Annotated in this window: 16 protein-coding genes; 11 read left to right on the forward strand and 5 right to left on the reverse strand. The window is 37.8% G+C overall.

Translation table 11 applies throughout. The features are described 5' to 3' along the window. Positions 1 to 35 precede the first annotated feature (35 nt). From IPU53_RS07930 to IPU53_RS07950, 6 genes are all read left to right on the forward strand, one after another. Positions 36 to 1,241: an MFS transporter gene (locus tag IPU53_RS07930; protein ID WP_207449616.1), complete on the forward strand. Its 1,206-nt coding sequence runs from the start codon at positions 36 to 38 to the stop codon at positions 1,239 to 1,241. A 296-nt stretch (positions 1,242 to 1,537) separates the two neighbouring features. Beyond that, on the forward strand, positions 1,538 to 2,335 hold the full coding sequence (locus IPU53_RS07935) for an HAD family hydrolase (protein ID WP_207449618.1): 798 nt from the start codon (positions 1,538 to 1,540) through the stop codon (positions 2,333 to 2,335). Between the two features lie 33 nt (positions 2,336 to 2,368). Then, positions 2,369 to 2,584: an HAD hydrolase family protein gene (locus tag IPU53_RS24875; protein ID WP_242698159.1), complete on the forward strand. Its 216-nt coding sequence runs from the start codon at positions 2,369 to 2,371 to the stop codon at positions 2,582 to 2,584. Then, positions 2,493 to 2,801 carry an HAD hydrolase family protein gene (locus IPU53_RS24880; RefSeq protein ID WP_313886462.1) on the forward strand — a complete coding sequence of 103 codons (309 nt, stop codon included), beginning with the start codon at positions 2,493 to 2,495 and terminating at the stop codon, positions 2,799 to 2,801. The genes IPU53_RS24875 and IPU53_RS24880 overlap by 92 nt, the downstream gene beginning before the upstream one ends. Next, the gene (locus IPU53_RS07945; RefSeq protein WP_242698160.1) at positions 2,798 to 3,094 is read left to right on the forward strand and encodes a histidinol dehydrogenase; all 297 of its coding nucleotides are present in this window, start codon (positions 2,798 to 2,800) and stop codon (positions 3,092 to 3,094) included. The genes IPU53_RS24880 and IPU53_RS07945 overlap by 4 nt, the downstream gene beginning before the upstream one ends. Before the next feature lie 60 nt (positions 3,095 to 3,154). Continuing rightward, positions 3,155 to 4,222 carry an undecaprenyldiphospho-muramoylpentapeptide beta-N-acetylglucosaminyltransferase gene (locus IPU53_RS07950; protein WP_207449620.1) on the forward strand — a complete coding sequence of 356 codons (1,068 nt, stop codon included), beginning with the start codon at positions 3,155 to 3,157 and terminating at the stop codon, positions 4,220 to 4,222. 39 nt (positions 4,223 to 4,261) lie between these two features. Here the strand turns inward: IPU53_RS07950 and IPU53_RS07955 are convergent, their stop codons facing one another. Beyond that, positions 4,262 to 4,912, reverse strand: coding sequence for an endonuclease III domain-containing protein (locus tag IPU53_RS07955; protein ID WP_207449622.1), 651 nt, complete (start codon positions 4,910 to 4,912; stop codon positions 4,262 to 4,264). A gap of 277 nt (positions 4,913 to 5,189) precedes the next feature. On the opposite strand from IPU53_RS07955, the gene IPU53_RS07960 reads away from it, so the two are divergent. From IPU53_RS07960 to IPU53_RS07975, 4 genes are all read left to right on the forward strand, one after another. Then, on the forward strand, positions 5,190 to 5,681 hold the full coding sequence (locus tag IPU53_RS07960) for a GNAT family N-acetyltransferase (protein ID WP_207449624.1): 492 nt from the start codon (positions 5,190 to 5,192) through the stop codon (positions 5,679 to 5,681). Between the two features lie 175 nt (positions 5,682 to 5,856). After that, positions 5,857 to 6,351: an Lrp/AsnC family transcriptional regulator gene (locus IPU53_RS07965; protein ID WP_207449626.1), complete on the forward strand. Its 495-nt coding sequence runs from the start codon at positions 5,857 to 5,859 to the stop codon at positions 6,349 to 6,351. After that, a complete protein-coding gene (locus IPU53_RS07970) occupies positions 6,348 to 7,520 on the forward strand; it encodes an aminotransferase (RefSeq protein ID WP_207449628.1) in 1,173 nt (390 codons plus the stop codon). Before IPU53_RS07965 ends, IPU53_RS07970 begins: the two co-directional genes overlap by 4 nt. Positions 7,521 to 7,680: 160 nt before the next feature. Continuing rightward, on the forward strand, positions 7,681 to 8,124 hold the full coding sequence (locus tag IPU53_RS07975) for a GNAT family N-acetyltransferase (protein WP_207449631.1): 444 nt from the start codon (positions 7,681 to 7,683) through the stop codon (positions 8,122 to 8,124). 327 nt (positions 8,125 to 8,451) lie between these two features. Here IPU53_RS07975 and IPU53_RS07980 read toward each other — a convergent pair whose 3' ends face one another. The 3 genes from IPU53_RS07980 to IPU53_RS07990 are packed head-to-tail and all read right to left on the reverse strand — an operon-like array spanning position 8,452 to position 10,464. Continuing rightward, positions 8,452 to 9,222 carry a hypothetical protein gene (locus IPU53_RS07980; protein ID WP_207449633.1) on the reverse strand — a complete coding sequence of 257 codons (771 nt, stop codon included), beginning with the start codon at positions 9,220 to 9,222 and terminating at the stop codon, positions 8,452 to 8,454. A 1-nt stretch (position 9,223) separates the two neighbouring features. Continuing rightward, on the reverse strand, positions 9,224 to 10,090 hold the full coding sequence (locus tag IPU53_RS07985; RefSeq protein ID WP_207449635.1) for an ATP-binding cassette domain-containing protein: 867 nt from the start codon (positions 10,088 to 10,090) through the stop codon (positions 9,224 to 9,226). Continuing rightward, positions 10,090 to 10,464, reverse strand: coding sequence for a GntR family transcriptional regulator (locus IPU53_RS07990; protein ID WP_207449637.1), 375 nt, complete (start codon positions 10,462 to 10,464; stop codon positions 10,090 to 10,092). The genes IPU53_RS07985 and IPU53_RS07990 overlap by 1 nt, the downstream gene beginning before the upstream one ends. A 900-nt stretch (positions 10,465 to 11,364) precedes the next feature. Between IPU53_RS07990 and IPU53_RS07995 the strand changes: the two genes are divergently transcribed. Next, positions 11,365 to 13,266 (forward strand): endonuclease MutS2, encoded by a 1,902-nt coding sequence (locus IPU53_RS07995; protein WP_207449639.1) that lies wholly within the window; start codon positions 11,365 to 11,367, stop codon positions 13,264 to 13,266. 363 nt (positions 13,267 to 13,629) lie between these two features. Here IPU53_RS07995 and IPU53_RS08000 read toward each other — a convergent pair whose 3' ends face one another. Beyond that, positions 13,630 to 15,894 carry an MFS transporter gene (locus tag IPU53_RS08000; protein ID WP_207449641.1) on the reverse strand — a complete coding sequence of 755 codons (2,265 nt, stop codon included), beginning with the start codon at positions 15,892 to 15,894 and terminating at the stop codon, positions 13,630 to 13,632. Positions 15,895 to 15,899 lie beyond the last annotated feature (5 nt).

Here is a 15,899-nt window from a genome sequence, read left to right on the forward strand (position 1 = left end):
CCATGAGAATTTGGTATACATAGGAGAATTATAGAATGAAAAAGTTTATTTGGATTGCCTGTCTTATTTATTGCTTGAATGGTTTTGGTCATATTATTATTGGCACGATCCTCGAACCAATGGTCGCATCATATGGAATCCAATATGGGGATGGCGGACAATTGATTATGAATCAATTTTTAGGATTTTTGGTCGGGGTCCTCGTCGCACCTTTTTTAGTAAGAGGGTTAGGTAGACGAATCACATTATCCATCGCCCTCCTATCATTTGCGGTTTCCCAATTTATCTTTGGATTACTCCCAAATTGGAATTTATTGTTACTTGTTGCACCATTTGCTGGGGCTGGGATTGGAATTGGGGAAACGGTTGTTGCTGCATTAATCGTTGCACATCTAAAAGAAAAAAAGGCGTCCACACTGATACTCGTTGAAGTATTCTTTGGGGTTGGGGCTTTATTGATCCCAGTTATTTCAGCCTTTTTAATTTCCAGGAATATATGGAATTTCTCCTTTTCATTTGTAGCGTGTGTGACAACGATTGCATTGCTGTTTTGGTTATTTTCTTCCTTTGGAGAAATGGATTCAATTTTGAAAAAGCAGCCCAAACCTGTAGATGAAAACGGAAAGAAACCTGAAAAACTTCGGTATACTCGAAGACAAATTCCAATCGTAACCTTTGGGGCTGTATTTTTCTTCGTGTATGTTGGGACTGAGATGGTTTTACCTAACTATTTGCCAACCATCCTCCATAAAACAACACAATTAGATGCATCCTCTTTAGCCTTAAGTATTACTGTTTTTTGGTTAGCCATGACCATTGGTCGCATGTTTATGACATTTATCGTCGACAGAATCGGTTATACAAAGCTATTTGTGGTAAGTTGTATTGGAGAATTTATCGGTTTGGTTGTCTTTGCGTTATCTCCATCAATTTGGATTAGCTATGGCGCAATCTTTGTTACTGGGTTATTAATGGGCGGCATTTTCTCAATTGGATTGCTTATTATTAATGATGCCTCTCAAGGACATGAAGAGAGGACAACAAGTCTGTTAGTCGCGTTAGGTGGATTAGGTGGGGCGATCTTGCCGAAGATTGTTGGTGAATTAATCGACCGTTTTGCTATTTCTGTTACTTTGTGGACATTAGCAGGATTTGCTTTTATTTTAGTTAGTTTAATGGGAATTATTTTTTATCTTAAAAACAAATCACAGGGAATAGATGAAAAAAGCCCAGTTTCATAAAGTGAAACTTCAATCAATGGGAGGTTCTTCTATTTCCCATTGATTGTTAGTTGAACCAATCGAGCCTTTACGGGTAGTTTATCCTCCATCTATGCTTTTAGGTATTATCTAAAGCCTTGAGGTGGTGGGAATTACTGCCCGTTAAGTCCATTACCAATGATGATTATGAATGTGAAAGACCTTGCTCTGATTGTAGGGTCTTTTCTTTTATTATTGCAGGAAATTCTAACCCCTTTTCAGATTAATATTATGGTAAACTAATAGAATAATTATATATAAATGGAGAGAGGGTCAATATGATTAAAGCTGTATTTTTTGATTTGGACGATACTTTACTTTGGGATAAAAAAAGCATTCAAGAAGCTTTTCTGTCTACTTGTAAAATAGCGGAAGAGCGTTATGGGATAAAAGCAGAAAAATTTGAGGTAGTGGTGCGTGAGCAAGCAAGACAACTTTATTCCTCGTACGAAACCTATCCTTTTACACAAATGATTGGCATTAATCCCTTTGAAGGACTATGGGGGAACTTTCTAGAAGATCATGATGAATTCAAAAAGATGAAGGAAATCGTTCCTACATACCGAAAAGATGCTTGGACATTAGGTTTAAAAGTTTTAGGGATCGATGACGCAGAGTTCGGGCATGAATTGGCAGAACGATTTCCGGAAGAGAGAAGGAAGCTACCATTTGTATATGAGGACACTTTTACTGTATTAGACAGTTTAAAAGAAGATTATCGATTATTACTGCTCACAAATGGTTCACCTGATTTACAGCAAACGAAGCTTACGATCACCCCAGAGCTTACACCTTATTTCGAACAAATTGTTATTTCTGGTGGTTTTGGAAAAGGAAAACCGGATCCTGCTATTTTTGAACATGCATTATCCTTAATGGCGTTAAATAAAGACGAAGCAATTATGGTCGGCGATAACCTAATGACCGATATACTTGGAGCCAATCGAGTTGGGATGAAGTCTGTATGGATTAATCGTGAAGAAAAAGAACGAACAGAAGTCATTCCAACTTATGAAATTCAAAACCTGGGAGAGCTGCATCAACTTTTAGATGATTTGAACAAAGTAACATTATAAAGTTTATTGGGGAGGAGGCTTGCTGTGACATTAATGAATGAGACTAAAGCGATTGTCTTGGATTTAGATGGAACTTTATTAAATTCAAAAAAGGAAGTTTCGAAGAGAAATCAACAAGCTATTTTCGAGATGCACCAAAAAGGAATTTTCATTATATTTGCTACAGCTAGACCTCCACGCTCTGTTCAATTATTTCTTTCTCAAAGATTGCGAGAAATCGGGGCTTTTCATGGCAAAAGGTGTCCCTAAAGAATATGCTGTTCGCAAACTCTGCCTCCATAGGAATATCTCCATGTCCGAAGTAATGGCTTTCGGCGATGACTGGAACGATATAGAATTATTTCGCGCTTGTCGTTTTCCGATAGCCATGGAAAATGCCATTCCAGAATTGAAATCAGCTGCTTGCTCTATTACAAAGGCGAATGACGAGGATGGTGTAGCTCATATATTAGAGAAGTTAACCTGAAAGTTCCCACCTGCGAATATACTCCATTTTCGGCAGCAAATTATGGGATTGGAATTACAGCGGTTTTACCCACTAACCATTTCGCGCGAACATTTTCTGGAATTACCGCGAAAGATATGGTCAAATATTCAACAATAGGACAGTTGAGCAGAACAGGTTTACGGGAAATCTATCCATTGATTAAAGAGCTAGGAACGTGTGAACAGTTACCAGGACATGTGAAAGCAGCGGGGATTAGATTGCCTGAAGAAATAAATACAACCGAACCTTCGGTTAAAGATGGAAAACCATAACAAAAAGAAATTTATAATGTTGAAAGCCCATTTTTACACAAGACTGAAAGAGGAGACTTTATGAAGAAAAAGACAATTGTATTTACAGGTGGGGGTTCAGCGGGACATGTAACACCCAATATAGCGATTATGAAAGAACTAGATCAAGATTGGGACATATCTTATATTGGTTCAAAAAAGGGGATTGAGAAGGAATTGATTCAAAAACTGAATATTCCCTATTTCGGTATTGAGAGTGGAAAATTAAGGCGATATTTTGATTTGCAAAATGTGAAGGATATCTTCCATGTATTAAAAGGATATTTTGAAGCAAAAAAAATTCTAAAAAACATAAAACCTCAACTTGTTTTTTCGAAAGGCGGATTTGTTTCCGTACCCGTTATTTTAGCGGCTAAGACGCTCAAAATTCCCGTATTAATTCATGAAAGTGATATAACACCTGGATTGGCCAATAAAATTTCACAAAGATTTGCTACGAAAATCTTTACCTCTTTTGAGGAAGCAAAGAAATTTTTCCCCGAACATAAGACGACCGTTATTGGTTCACCAATTAGAAAAGAAATTCTGAGCGGTTCGGCTGCTCGTGGGAGAGCTTTTCTTGGATTTCATTCTCCACTTCCTATTTTAACGATAATGGGTGGGAGCTTGGGGGCTAAAAAAATCAATGAAATTATCAGAACGTCTTTACCTGAGCTGACATCGAAATACCAGATTGTTCATCTATGTGGAAAAGGAAATAAAGATGGCCAATACTCAAATGTCTCAGGATATCGCCAATATGAGTATGTACATGATGAACTATCAGATATTTTAGCTGCTTCTGATACCGTCATTACGAGAGGTGGATCAAACGCAATATTTGAATTTTTGGCTTTGAACATCCCGATGCTCATCATTCCTTTAGGATTAGATCAAAGCAGGGGAGACCAAATCCTCAACGCAAAGGCCTTCCAGGAAAAAGGCTATTGCCTTATGTTGGAGGAAGAAAAACTAGATCGTGAGACATTGGTGGATCATCTAGACTTAATCTATAAAAACAAGGAAAAATTCGAAAAGAATATGAAATTAACGCAAAAAAGTTCTGCCTTGCAAAAACTTGTGAAAGAGATTGAAAGTTTTCATTCTTAAAAATTGGAATTGACGCAGTTATCACTACGGTTCAAATTATCATCCAAACGACATTAAATGATAATCACAAAGATCATTCAATGGACATCCAAGACATAGTGGCTTCGTTTTGCAATGTACTTTTCCATGTTCAACAAGAAGGGCATGGTATTCTTGTAATAGTATTAGATCAGCTGGAAATTCACTCTCAACCTGTTTTCTAAAAATATCATAGGAAGCTGGTACATCATTTCCAATCCGTGTAAAAATTCTTCTTGCATAAGCATCAACGACAAATACAGGTTTATGGAATGCATATAGGAGCATCGCATCTGCTGTTTCTCGGCCAATGCCATGGATGTTTAATAATTCAATGCGTAATGTCTGTATATCTTTTTGTTTAATTTTTTCGATATCATATTCATACTTATTAAACCATTGTATAAACGCTTTGATTCGCTTAGCCTTTATGTTGAAAAAACCACTAGATTTAATCAGCTGAGCAAGTTCATCTTCAGGTATATGCTCAATCGTTTTAGGATCTAAAAAAGGTTTTAATTGCACGAGTGCTTTTTCAACATTACGCCAACTTGTATTTTGCACAAGGATTGCACCAATCATCATCTCAAAAGGGGTTTCAGCTGGCCACCAGTTTTGCGGGCCGTAATATTGATATAAGCGTTCATAAATAAATGAATATTGTTGTTGCATTTTATAACCTCCATGAATTTGCTATTATACTAGATTACATGGCAAAGATGAATCTATCGATAATTATACTATCACTTGGGTAATGTTTTTGTTAAAAATCTCATTCATAAGTAGAGAATAAAAGTTACCGAATCGACGCATACATAGCAATCAATTGAGAGGATTGATTTTGATGGATGTCAAAGAGCGAAGAATTTGGAATCAAAACCATAAGAACTGGATTGTGGCAATTTGGCAAACGAACCATCCGGTTTATTTAGTTATGGAGGTAAGATGAGTGGATGTACAGATTGAAAAAGTATCTCTAGAACAAAAAAATGTATTAAGGAACTTACTCGAGTTATACAAATATGATTTTAGTGAGTTTGATCCCGAAGATGTAAATGATCAGGGATTATATGGTTACAAGTATTTTGAACATTATTGGACAGAGCCAAGTCGTTTTCCTTTTTTGATCAAGGTTAATGGAAATTATGCTGGATTTGCGCTGATTCGCAAAATAACTCAAGAGGGTGAAAATCCTGAATCCTATTTTTCAATGGCTGAGTTTTTTGTTATGAAGAAATACCGAAAATCTGGTGTTGGCAGGCAAGCGGCCTTTTATCTATTTGATACTTTCTTTGGAACATGGGAGGTTGCAGAGATAGAGAGGAACGTTCCTGCGCAGAGATTTTGGAGGAAGGTCATCTCTGAGTATACAAACGATCATTATAAAGAAGTTCAAAAAGTTGATTGGGAAGGGCCAGTTCAAATATTTATTACTGGCTAAATTAGCTGAGTGGTTTCTAACCTAAAGCTTTTTTAAAACGAGTGCTTTTATGAAACAATTTAAATAGAAAATGATCAAATCTTTTTAAAAAAATGTATAATGATTTACATAGCATAAGTTCATTTAAAATTATATTCCTGGATATTAAAGTACAGAAGAGGAGAGTAGCCTACTTATGAAAGAAAAACAACTAGAATTACTGGAAATATTGGAAACCCACGGACGAATTGAAATTGAATCACTGGCAAAGATGCTGAATATGGATATAAATGAAGTAGCCGAAATGATAAAAAGCCTTGAGCAATCACAGGTGATTCAGGGCTATTCTGCGGTTATTGACTGGTCAAAAGTACTGGGCAACGGAGATATCACTGCGATGATTGATGTGAAGGTTGCCCCGAAAAGAGGCGTAGGGTTCGATCAAACTGCTGAACGAATTTATCGCCACAGCGAAGTTAAGTCGGTTTATCTCATGTCCGGGACTTATGATTTATCGGTTACGGTGGAAGGTAAATCAATGGCTGACATCAGCAATTTTGTCTCCGAAAAGCTTTCGACACTCGATTCTGTCATTTCAACAACGACACATTTTATCTTAAAAAAATATAAACATGATGGTGTCATTTTTGATGAAAAATCAAAGGATAAGAGAATGGTGGTGTCACCATGACGGCAACAAAAAGTAGCCATTTCGTTTCAGAGCTAGCCAATTCGATTCAGCCTTCCGGGATCAGGCGTTTTTTTGATCTTGCCTCCCAGATGGATGATGTGGTTTCTCTTGGTGTTGGTGAGCCTGATTTTACAACACCATGGAATATTATTGAAGCCAGCTATCATTCACTTGAGCAGGGCTACACCGCCTATACTTCAAATGCAGGCCTTTTCAGTTTGCGACGGGAAATCTGTCGTTATTTAACAAAATATGATTTGGATTATAACCCGGAAAATGAAATATTGGTGACTGTTGGAGCAAGCCAGGCAATTGATTTGGTTCTTCGTGCGACGATCAATAGGGGCGACGAAGTGATCATCGTCAATCCAGGATTTGTTTCGTATATCCCGCTCATTCAAATGGCAGGAGGGAAAGCCGTTCCCCTCGAAACTAAGGCTGAAAATCAATTTAAACCAACACCAGAACAGCTCAAACCGTTGATCACTGCGAAAACAAAGGCGGTTTTTTTATGTAATCCTAATAATCCGACTGGCACAGTCCTCAGCAGAAATGATTTGGAACCCATTGCCCAAATTGTGAAAGACCATGATTTGCTCGTTTATTCCGATGAAATCTATGCGGAATTAATTTATGAAGATGACCATGTCAGCACAGGGGCGTTGGAAGGGATGAAAGAGCGGACTATCACCATTTCTGGGTTTTCAAAAGCATTTGCAATGACCGGTTGGCGTCTCGGTTATGCGGCGGGACCCAAGGAGATTATACAGGCGATGCTAAAAATCCATCAATCATCCATGATGTGTGCATCAACCATGGCACAGTACGCCGGCTTGGAGGCATTGACCGGTAACAGTGATAATGTCAAACGGATGGTCCGCAGTTATCGTCAAAGAAGAAATTACTTAGTGCATCAGTTGAACAGTATGGGGCTTGACTGCGAATCACCTGGTGGCTCATTCTATCTGTTTCCATCGATTAAGAAAACTCGCCTATCTTCAGAGGAATTCGCAGAAAAATTGCTCATATCAGAAAAGGTCGCTGTCGTTCCTGGAAGTGTATTCGGCGAAAGCGGCGAAGGATATATTCGTTGCTCATACGCAACCTCAATGATCCAATTGGAGGAAGCATCAAAACGAATACAGCGTTTTGTGGAAAATTTGGAGTGAATTTAATTGAATAAACAAAATGATCACCCCAATGTTAATTAAATGGACATTTTCGGCATAAAGACGTTGCTTTGCAATGTTCTTTGCCATGTGCCGCAGGAGAGTGATATTCCTGAAATAGCATTGAAACATTCGCTTGAGAGATAAGGGGGACATTGATATGATTGTTCGAAATTTCAAGAATAGCGACTTAATTAATATGTATAGATTGTGGGAGCTTAATCTCCGGCATAAGTGGCCAATTGAATACCAAGATTTCGAGAGAATTATTCGAAGTACAGATAATGGTCATTCGCATTTTATAGCAGAAATAGATAATCATATTGTGGGATTTATTATTACTGGAATAAATATTACAGGCAAGCCCAGACCACATGGTTCTGTCGTATTGATAATAGTCAATCAACAGGATCAAGGGAAAGGGGTAGGAAAAAAGTTACTATCTTTCGATGAAAGACATCTTCATTCCCAAGGGGTAGCTGATATTCAACTTGGGGCCGGAGCTAATGCTTATTTCTGGCCGGGAGTTCCCGAACGGGAAGCGATGATTCAATATAGCTTTGTAAACAATTATCATCATCCATACCGTAAACGACGTAGATAACTATGATAATTGGGTCGGCTCGCTGCGCAATGAAATAGATGCCCAACTGTGCTATCTTAAAGGATGGATGAGGAAATATGAGGGTGGGGAAGCAAAGAAAAATAAATGCTAGTCTAAGATTTTTGGAGTAGTTCGAACGTTAGAAACAGGATGGTTTATATAAAATATACATAAGTTAAACGACCACTTTCTCCCTAAAATGATGTGACGAATTAATCAATTCACTTTTGGATCGGAGCCTGTATTTATTACGGAGAGAATAGTGATTAAACAAAGAAAATAACCACTATTGAACTACCAATGGTGGTTATTTCATTTTAAACATATTTATATTTTTATCGGTGCCCGTCTAGTTAGTAGATGAATTAGTAAGATTGTAATCAAAATGACAACGACTACTAATGGTAATGCTAAATTAGTTGGGACAATGTTTAGTGCTGAGAAACTTTGAAATAGCGGTAAATCAAGTGCTAAACGAATCATTGAATCTTTTATTGAAATAATTCCAATTCCAATTGCTATAAAGAGTATTCCGCCAATAACTCCTAGACGCTGGAATGCTGCTCCAATTAGCCAACCGATAATATAAAAAACGAAGATATGAAGACTAAACAAAGCAAGGGAGAGTGCAAGGTTAGTTTCTGGGTTAACAAATGGTGTTAAAATGATTGACTGAATAATTTCACCTATGATATTTCCGTCGATGTCAATTTTAATTTCCTCTAACGTATTGGCATTCAAAACGAAAGAAGTGAAATTGCCTACTATTAGCTTCTGTATCAAGTTAATCACATAAATACCTATTGGGATGATAATCGATAAAGCGATGCTAGCAATCACGTTTCCAATAAAATAATTCTTCCTTGTCACTCCCATCCCTACGTAATAGGAGAGAAAGCTTATCGCAATGATTCCGATGACGAGCATATAGATATTACTGCTAATATATCCCGCACTATAGAATGAATCAATGTTATCCCCGAACACCAATTTAACAATGTTAACGATGATAAAAATCCCCGTAGCCCAAAATGTCCATGTCAGTTGCACCCAAAATTGATCTACAGCAATCGTTGGAAAAGATACGCCTTTCTTCATACTAATTCCCCTCCTCCGTTAGATGAATAAATAAATTATGCAGTGATACTGGAGCAATATCGAGACGTAGTTCTTTTGCAGAAGCTCGCTCCGCAGTGCTTAATTCTCCGAATAGCGTGATTGAACGTGTGTCACCTAGCTGTTCTTCGTGAATCACGTTTTTACCCTCTGTAAATTTTTGAATAGCTTGCTTATTTCCAACCACTGTAATTCCATAGGAAATAAGGCGATCATTTTGTTCATGCAGAAGAATTTTTCCGTCCTTAATCATGATGACCTCATCAAATAGATACTCCATTTCTGAAACAAGATGGGTAGATAAAATGATAATTCGTGGATGTAGTTCTTGATCCTGTAACAATTCTTTATAGAATAAATCGCGTGCTGGTGCGTCCATTCCAAGATATACTTCGTCAAATATCGTGATCGGTGATCGACTTGCTAAGCCAACCACGACATTAAAGGCAGATTGCTTTCCTTTAGAAAGTTTAGATACTGATTTTTTCCCTTCGAGCTTAAATTTCTTTAACAAACTTTCTGCATACTCTAAATCAAAATTTGGTCGATAGCGTTTCAAATATTTTATGATTGTGGAAGGAGCGTCTGATTCCCCTGTATAATCCTTGTCATACATAAAAGTTACGTCCTGCATGATTCGAGCATTTTCAAATGGTTGCTCGCCATCGATTAATATTTGGCCAGATGTCGGTACGCGAAAGGATCCAAGTAAAGAAAGTAGGGTTGTTTTTCCGGCACCGTTTCTACCGAGTAATCCGTAAATTTTTGGTTCCGTAATTTCAAAATCTATGTTACGTAATATCTCGTCATTTCCATAAGAAAAATGAAGATTATTTGCTTTAATATTCATTATTGTTCACGTCCTTTCACATCTTTAATATAGTTGAAGATTTCTTCTATCGTAATTTCTAACTTTTCTGCTTCTAGTACAAGCGAGACAACATTGTCTTCAATAAATGATTGCCGGCGCATCGCGAGTATTTTATCCCGAGCTCCTTTAACTACAAACATCCCAATACCTCTTTTCTTATAAAGTATTTCTTCCTCAACTAACTGATTTATTCCCTTTGAAACAGTGGCATGATTGATTTTATAGTAATGAACAAGTTGATTCGTGGAAGGTGCTTGCTCGTCTTCATTCAATTGTTTATTGATAATCTGATCTTCAATTAGCTCACGGACTTGTATATAGATTGGCTTATCAGAATTAAAAACATTACTCATTAACGACCCTCCTTTTGGGGTGGTAAGGTGTTATGGTTATATACGTATGTGTATAACCATAACAGTGAAGGACGATAGTGTCAATAACTTTTTAAGGAGTGCGGGAGCCTGGCACCGAACATTATCGTTGCACAGCAGTAAAAATTTGTGAATATAAAAAACTATTGATAAAAATAGAAAAAGCTCCTGTTGTTAGTGTGGAAACGATGACTAAATCAGTTCCTACACTGACAAAGGAGCACAACGCATGAATAGGTTTAAGCCTTAGGATTTATCAGCTTTAAGAAACTTGTATTGATGGGCAGGTTCATTTGAATTTTAAGGTCGTAAGTCAACGACTTAATGCAGAAGAACAAATGGATTCCAAATCTAATTTGTCTTATTTATTTCTTCGACCGTATTCCATTTCGATTTTAATTTCATTTGGCTATCAATCCCAAGTCTTGTGTACGATTATTCTTTAAGCCGACTTCTTAGAACTAAAATATTTGATTATTCTTTACTTTTCCCGTCTCCCATAGTATAATAAAATGGTAAAGTCGATTTCAATGAGCATATAAATAATAAGGGGTGCATTTTGTGAGTGCGGTAGTTTCTTAATAGGAAAACATATTATAAGGAAATAAGGAAGTTTTAACAACAGGGGATTTTAGATATACACCCCTTAGTTTGTTTTGGGCTTATTTCCACCTATGAAGATACCTACCATACTTTACAAACAAACGCATCATTTCATAATTAAAACGTTCGTTATTAACGTTTTTTTGATGTTACTTTCCTTTTGATTTGTGATGTAAGCTGCGGTGTCTGCCGCAGCTTTTTTTATTTTGTTAAAACTCATTGGAATCCTGTTAGGTATCTTCATTGCTGATTAATAATCACATTGAGGAGAATGAAAACATGAATGAAAATACTTTTGAAAAATTACAATACAACGAGCTAAAAGAAATTGTAAAATCGCATTGTGTGAGCGGACTTGGACAACAATTAATTGATACATTAACTCCAAGTTCTAATCTAAAGGTAGTAAAACATCGATTAACTGAAACCACTGAAGCCCGTACCATTCTGGATGCAGGAGGAAACGTACCATTTATCGGGATATCCAACATTGAACATACCATCGATAAATTAGATAAGGGTATCATTTTAGATCCAGAGGAGCTTTTCCGTTTTTCCGACTTTTTAAGGGGCTGCCGAAGGATTAAAACTTTCATGTGTAACAAAGAAATGTTGGCACCGACATTAGCGGCGTATGCTAATTCCATGACAGAATTCACGGAGATAGAAGAGGAAATTAATTTTTCTATTAAAAATAATCAGGTTGATTCGGCTGCCAGCAAAGAACTTAAACGTGTTCGTTTCCAAATCGAATCCACTGAACAAAAAATTAAAGACAGATTGAATAAATTCCTAAACAGTAGTGTTAATAAAAAATATATTCAGGAATTCGTTATTAGCGTTAAAGATGATCGCTATACAATACCGATAAAAGCTTCATACAAAAATCATGTACATGGTAGTGTTATTGAAATATCTTCTAAAGGTTCAACAGTCTTTATGGAACCTAATGTGGTGGGGAAATTAAGTGTTGAATTAGCAACATTAAAATCCGAAGAGGATATGTTGGAATATCAAATACTCGCGACTTTAACAGGGCTAGTGGCGGAAAATCTTCAACCGATTAAAATTAATATTGAGCTTATATCCCAATATGATATGATTTTTGCTAAAGCTAAATATAGCAGAACTATGAATGGGATTGAGCCAAAAATTAATGAGCAGGGGGATATTAAATTAGTTGATTGCAAGCATCCGTTATTATCAGGTCATATTGTTCCGCTTCAATTTCAAATTGGAAGTAGTTATCGCAGTTTGATTATAACCGGCCCTAATGCTGGCGGAAAAACAATTGTACTGAAAACAATTGGTCTTGTCACTTTGGCAACAATGTCCGGGTTTCATATTACAGCTTCGAAAGAAACCGAAATCGCCATATTTGACCGTATTTTTGTGGATATTGGCGACAATCAGAGTTTAGAAAATGCGCTTAGTACGTTCTCTTCTCACATGAAGAACTTATCAGAAATCCTTCAATCTGTAAACAACAATACATTGCTATTGTTTGACGAGATTGGCAGTGGAACAGAGCCAAATGAAGGGGCCGCTTTAGCCATCTCTCTTTTGGAAGAATTTTATCTTAGAGGATGTATGACCGTTGCGACGACGCATTATGGAGAAATCAAACGCTTTTCCGAATTGCATAGCGACTTTATGAACGCAGCCATGCAATTTAATCATGAAACACTTGAACCCTTATATAAACTGCTTATCGGCCAATCCGGGGACAGTAACGCCTTATGGATCTCTAGAAAAATGAATGTACCGGAACATGTTCTAAAAAGAGCAGAAGACTATATGAAAAATAAAGAATATCGCTTAGAACGAATAAATAAAGATAGAATCCGAAAGCCAAAATCAGTTGTTGAAAAAGCAGTAAAACAAATCGGCTATCATAAAGGAGACCGTGTAAAACTGCTGGATCATGAAGACTTCGGTATTGTATACGAGGAAAAAGATGATGATCATAACGTTACTGTGTTTTATCAAAATCAATTTATTAAAGTTAATGAGAAACGGTTGGTTTTGGAGTTAAAAGCTGCAGAGTTGTATCCAGAAGATTATGATTTAGACACTTTATTCATTGATTATAAAACCCGCAAACGAAATCATGACATTGAACGAGGCTCAAAAAAAGCGCTTCGTGAAGTCAATAAGGAAATACGAAGAAATAAGAAATGAGAAAAAATCCCCGCTTGTTCAAGAGTGGGGATTTTGGGTTTAAGCTTATTAGGGCAGGCGAAAAGTTGATAGTGTCATTCGCATAAATGTCACCAACATTTATTACAGCGCATCGTTCGGAATGGATTCCCCAGTTGTCCAATAAAAAAAGATGTGCATTGCACGCCTTATCTTATGAAATACTACTGACAGTTTGGACAGACCAGAACCGCCTCGACTCAACTGACAGTGGCCTTCCAGCCCAGTTGGTTTCAGAACAAGCCTCCATCGAAATCTGGCAAGGAAAAAAATAATACTAAGATCGTTGTTTCCATAAGTATCCCTAAGTTAAGATTACTGGAGCTGTCGACTGAATGTGGTCTTTTAATTTTGGTCATTTCGGATACCGATGTCTTTCATTAAAATTTTTCCTTTGGTGGTCCGATCAAAAATAAAACTGATCTTGTCGATCCGTTCGGGCACCAAATTGGTGTCGGCTTTGACAAAATCATTAATATTGAACGCAAAATTTTGAAAAATTGGTTCCTTAATCGTTTGGAAGAATCCTAACGGCCGCTTGGCAAGAACGCCTTCAAGCATGGGAAGGAGCGGAGAGAACTTGCTAAGTGGCAAATGACTTATGTTTCCATTTTTATCTTCAACGGAAATCGTTAAGTCGACCAAAGCGTCCGCGGCACTAACGTCTTGCTCGGTATCAAGGTTGGCAAGGGAAAAAACAATAGTGCTTGTGTCAGTTATATCAACCCCGGAATCTGGCAATATGACTTTATAAGCAGGCGTGGAGGTAACTGATGTGTTATCCCATTCTAAGAAAACCGCGCTATACTGCTCATCTGACAGTTCCATTTTTACTTTGTCTTCTTTCCAAACCTTGAGGGAGTCCCCTTCCAAACGTCCGCCGGGCAACGTGGTTGTCCCTGGATCGGAATCTTCTTCATAATTAGTGACGGTCGTGGTTTTTCCGTCCCAATAATTGTTAATATACATTGTTTCGGGCAACCACTCCTTGGCATATCCCAGATCTTGAAATACCATCCGATATGAATTATTGTCCTTCAACGTAGCCTCCAAAAAGGATGATATCAATACTTCAGCAGCTTGAATCTGTTGTTCACCAGGAAGGATCTCTGAGTTATTGAACAACATGTTTCCTACACCAACAGCATCGGTTCCACCCCAAACCGTATTGAATTGTCCATGATTTGCACCGTAGATATATACATATGATTTGATATAATCACTATTTTCAGTAAAGCGTGTACGATAATACTGATTTGCCCCAACGAACGAATTGACGTCCATGTCGTGGGAGCCATGTAGGGACAAATAGTTGATGTCTTGAAGCTTGATGGGTTGTCCTCCCGGTTGATACTGCATATCGGTACCCGCGATCGAGACAAGGGATTTTATATTAAAATGGTAATCAAATTTGATATTTGCATCCTCTGGGTATGTTGTCATTTGGTTGTAGGCGGCTGCCGTAGTGATGGCCTCACCACCACGGGAATGTCCTATCAGAGCAATATGCTGCATATCTACTTTGCCATGGAACAGATTTCCTTTAGAAGCATTCCATGTTTCCCACGTTTTTAAATGTTGGAGCAACAACCAACCTCTTGCACGGTTTTCACCTTCTAATCCATCTAAAATAAATAGATCATCGTATGGAGAAATATTTAAAAAATTCTCATCGATCGAAGCCATGATAAATCCACGACTTGCCAGTAATTTTCCCAAATAGGCATATCCGGGATCAGAGAATTCAGTTGCAAGATGATTACCATGTACAACGAGTACAAGCGGGAAGGGACCATCACCTTCAGGATACCAAACCGAGCCATTCAGCGGCATCGCTTCTGGACCAAAACCGAAGGTGTTTGTACGTCTGGAAGACCAATTGTCCACAAATGCCGAGCCATCCACAGGCTCTGTCGTCAAGTGTCCTTGGGAATCAAGATCTTTGCGATACGTTGGATCGCTTATATAGGTAATTGATCTTACACGAAATGGTCCAGGGTCAGCCGGATTGGCCACGGAGCTTGAGTAATTGTTCGTAGTCTTAACGGTTTGTAAAGGATTCTGAACTACCAAGTTAGCAAAACCTTCACTAGTGAGCCAATATCCCAATACACAAATGAAAATGCACACCGCTGCAACTCCCGTGCTTGCCGTTACTTTTACCCACCTTGAAGTTTCGCGATAGGAACTCTTTATAAATCTATAAACTAAGGCTCCAAGCAGGGAAAAGGAGATGATGATGCAAAAAAGGACAGATAACAATAACGGCAAGGGGCCCAAAAAACTGAAATACAGCAAACAAATGGAGGCCAGTAGAAACCAAACATACCGAGAAGGCATTTTTTTAGCCCAATGCAACCCGCTAGCAATAAGACCCGTGATTCCCAGAATGGCTAGCAGAGATAATACTGTACCTACAAAGTAGTCCTGAAACCCTCGCGACCCAAGATAATAGGAAGCTTGCACTAAACAAATGAACAACGTAACAAGTGACACTCCGAAAATAGCTCCTTTCCATCCGGGGGGAAGAGGAGAGATGCCTGGAAGAGGAATCTTGGGTAGCAGACTTCTGTGTACTTTCTTTTGATTCTTTGAACTAATGTTAAACATGAATG

Source organism: Bacillus sp. SD088 (assembly GCF_017355205.1).
Classification (GTDB): Bacteria; Bacillota; Bacilli; order Bacillales; family Bacillaceae_C; genus Lederbergia.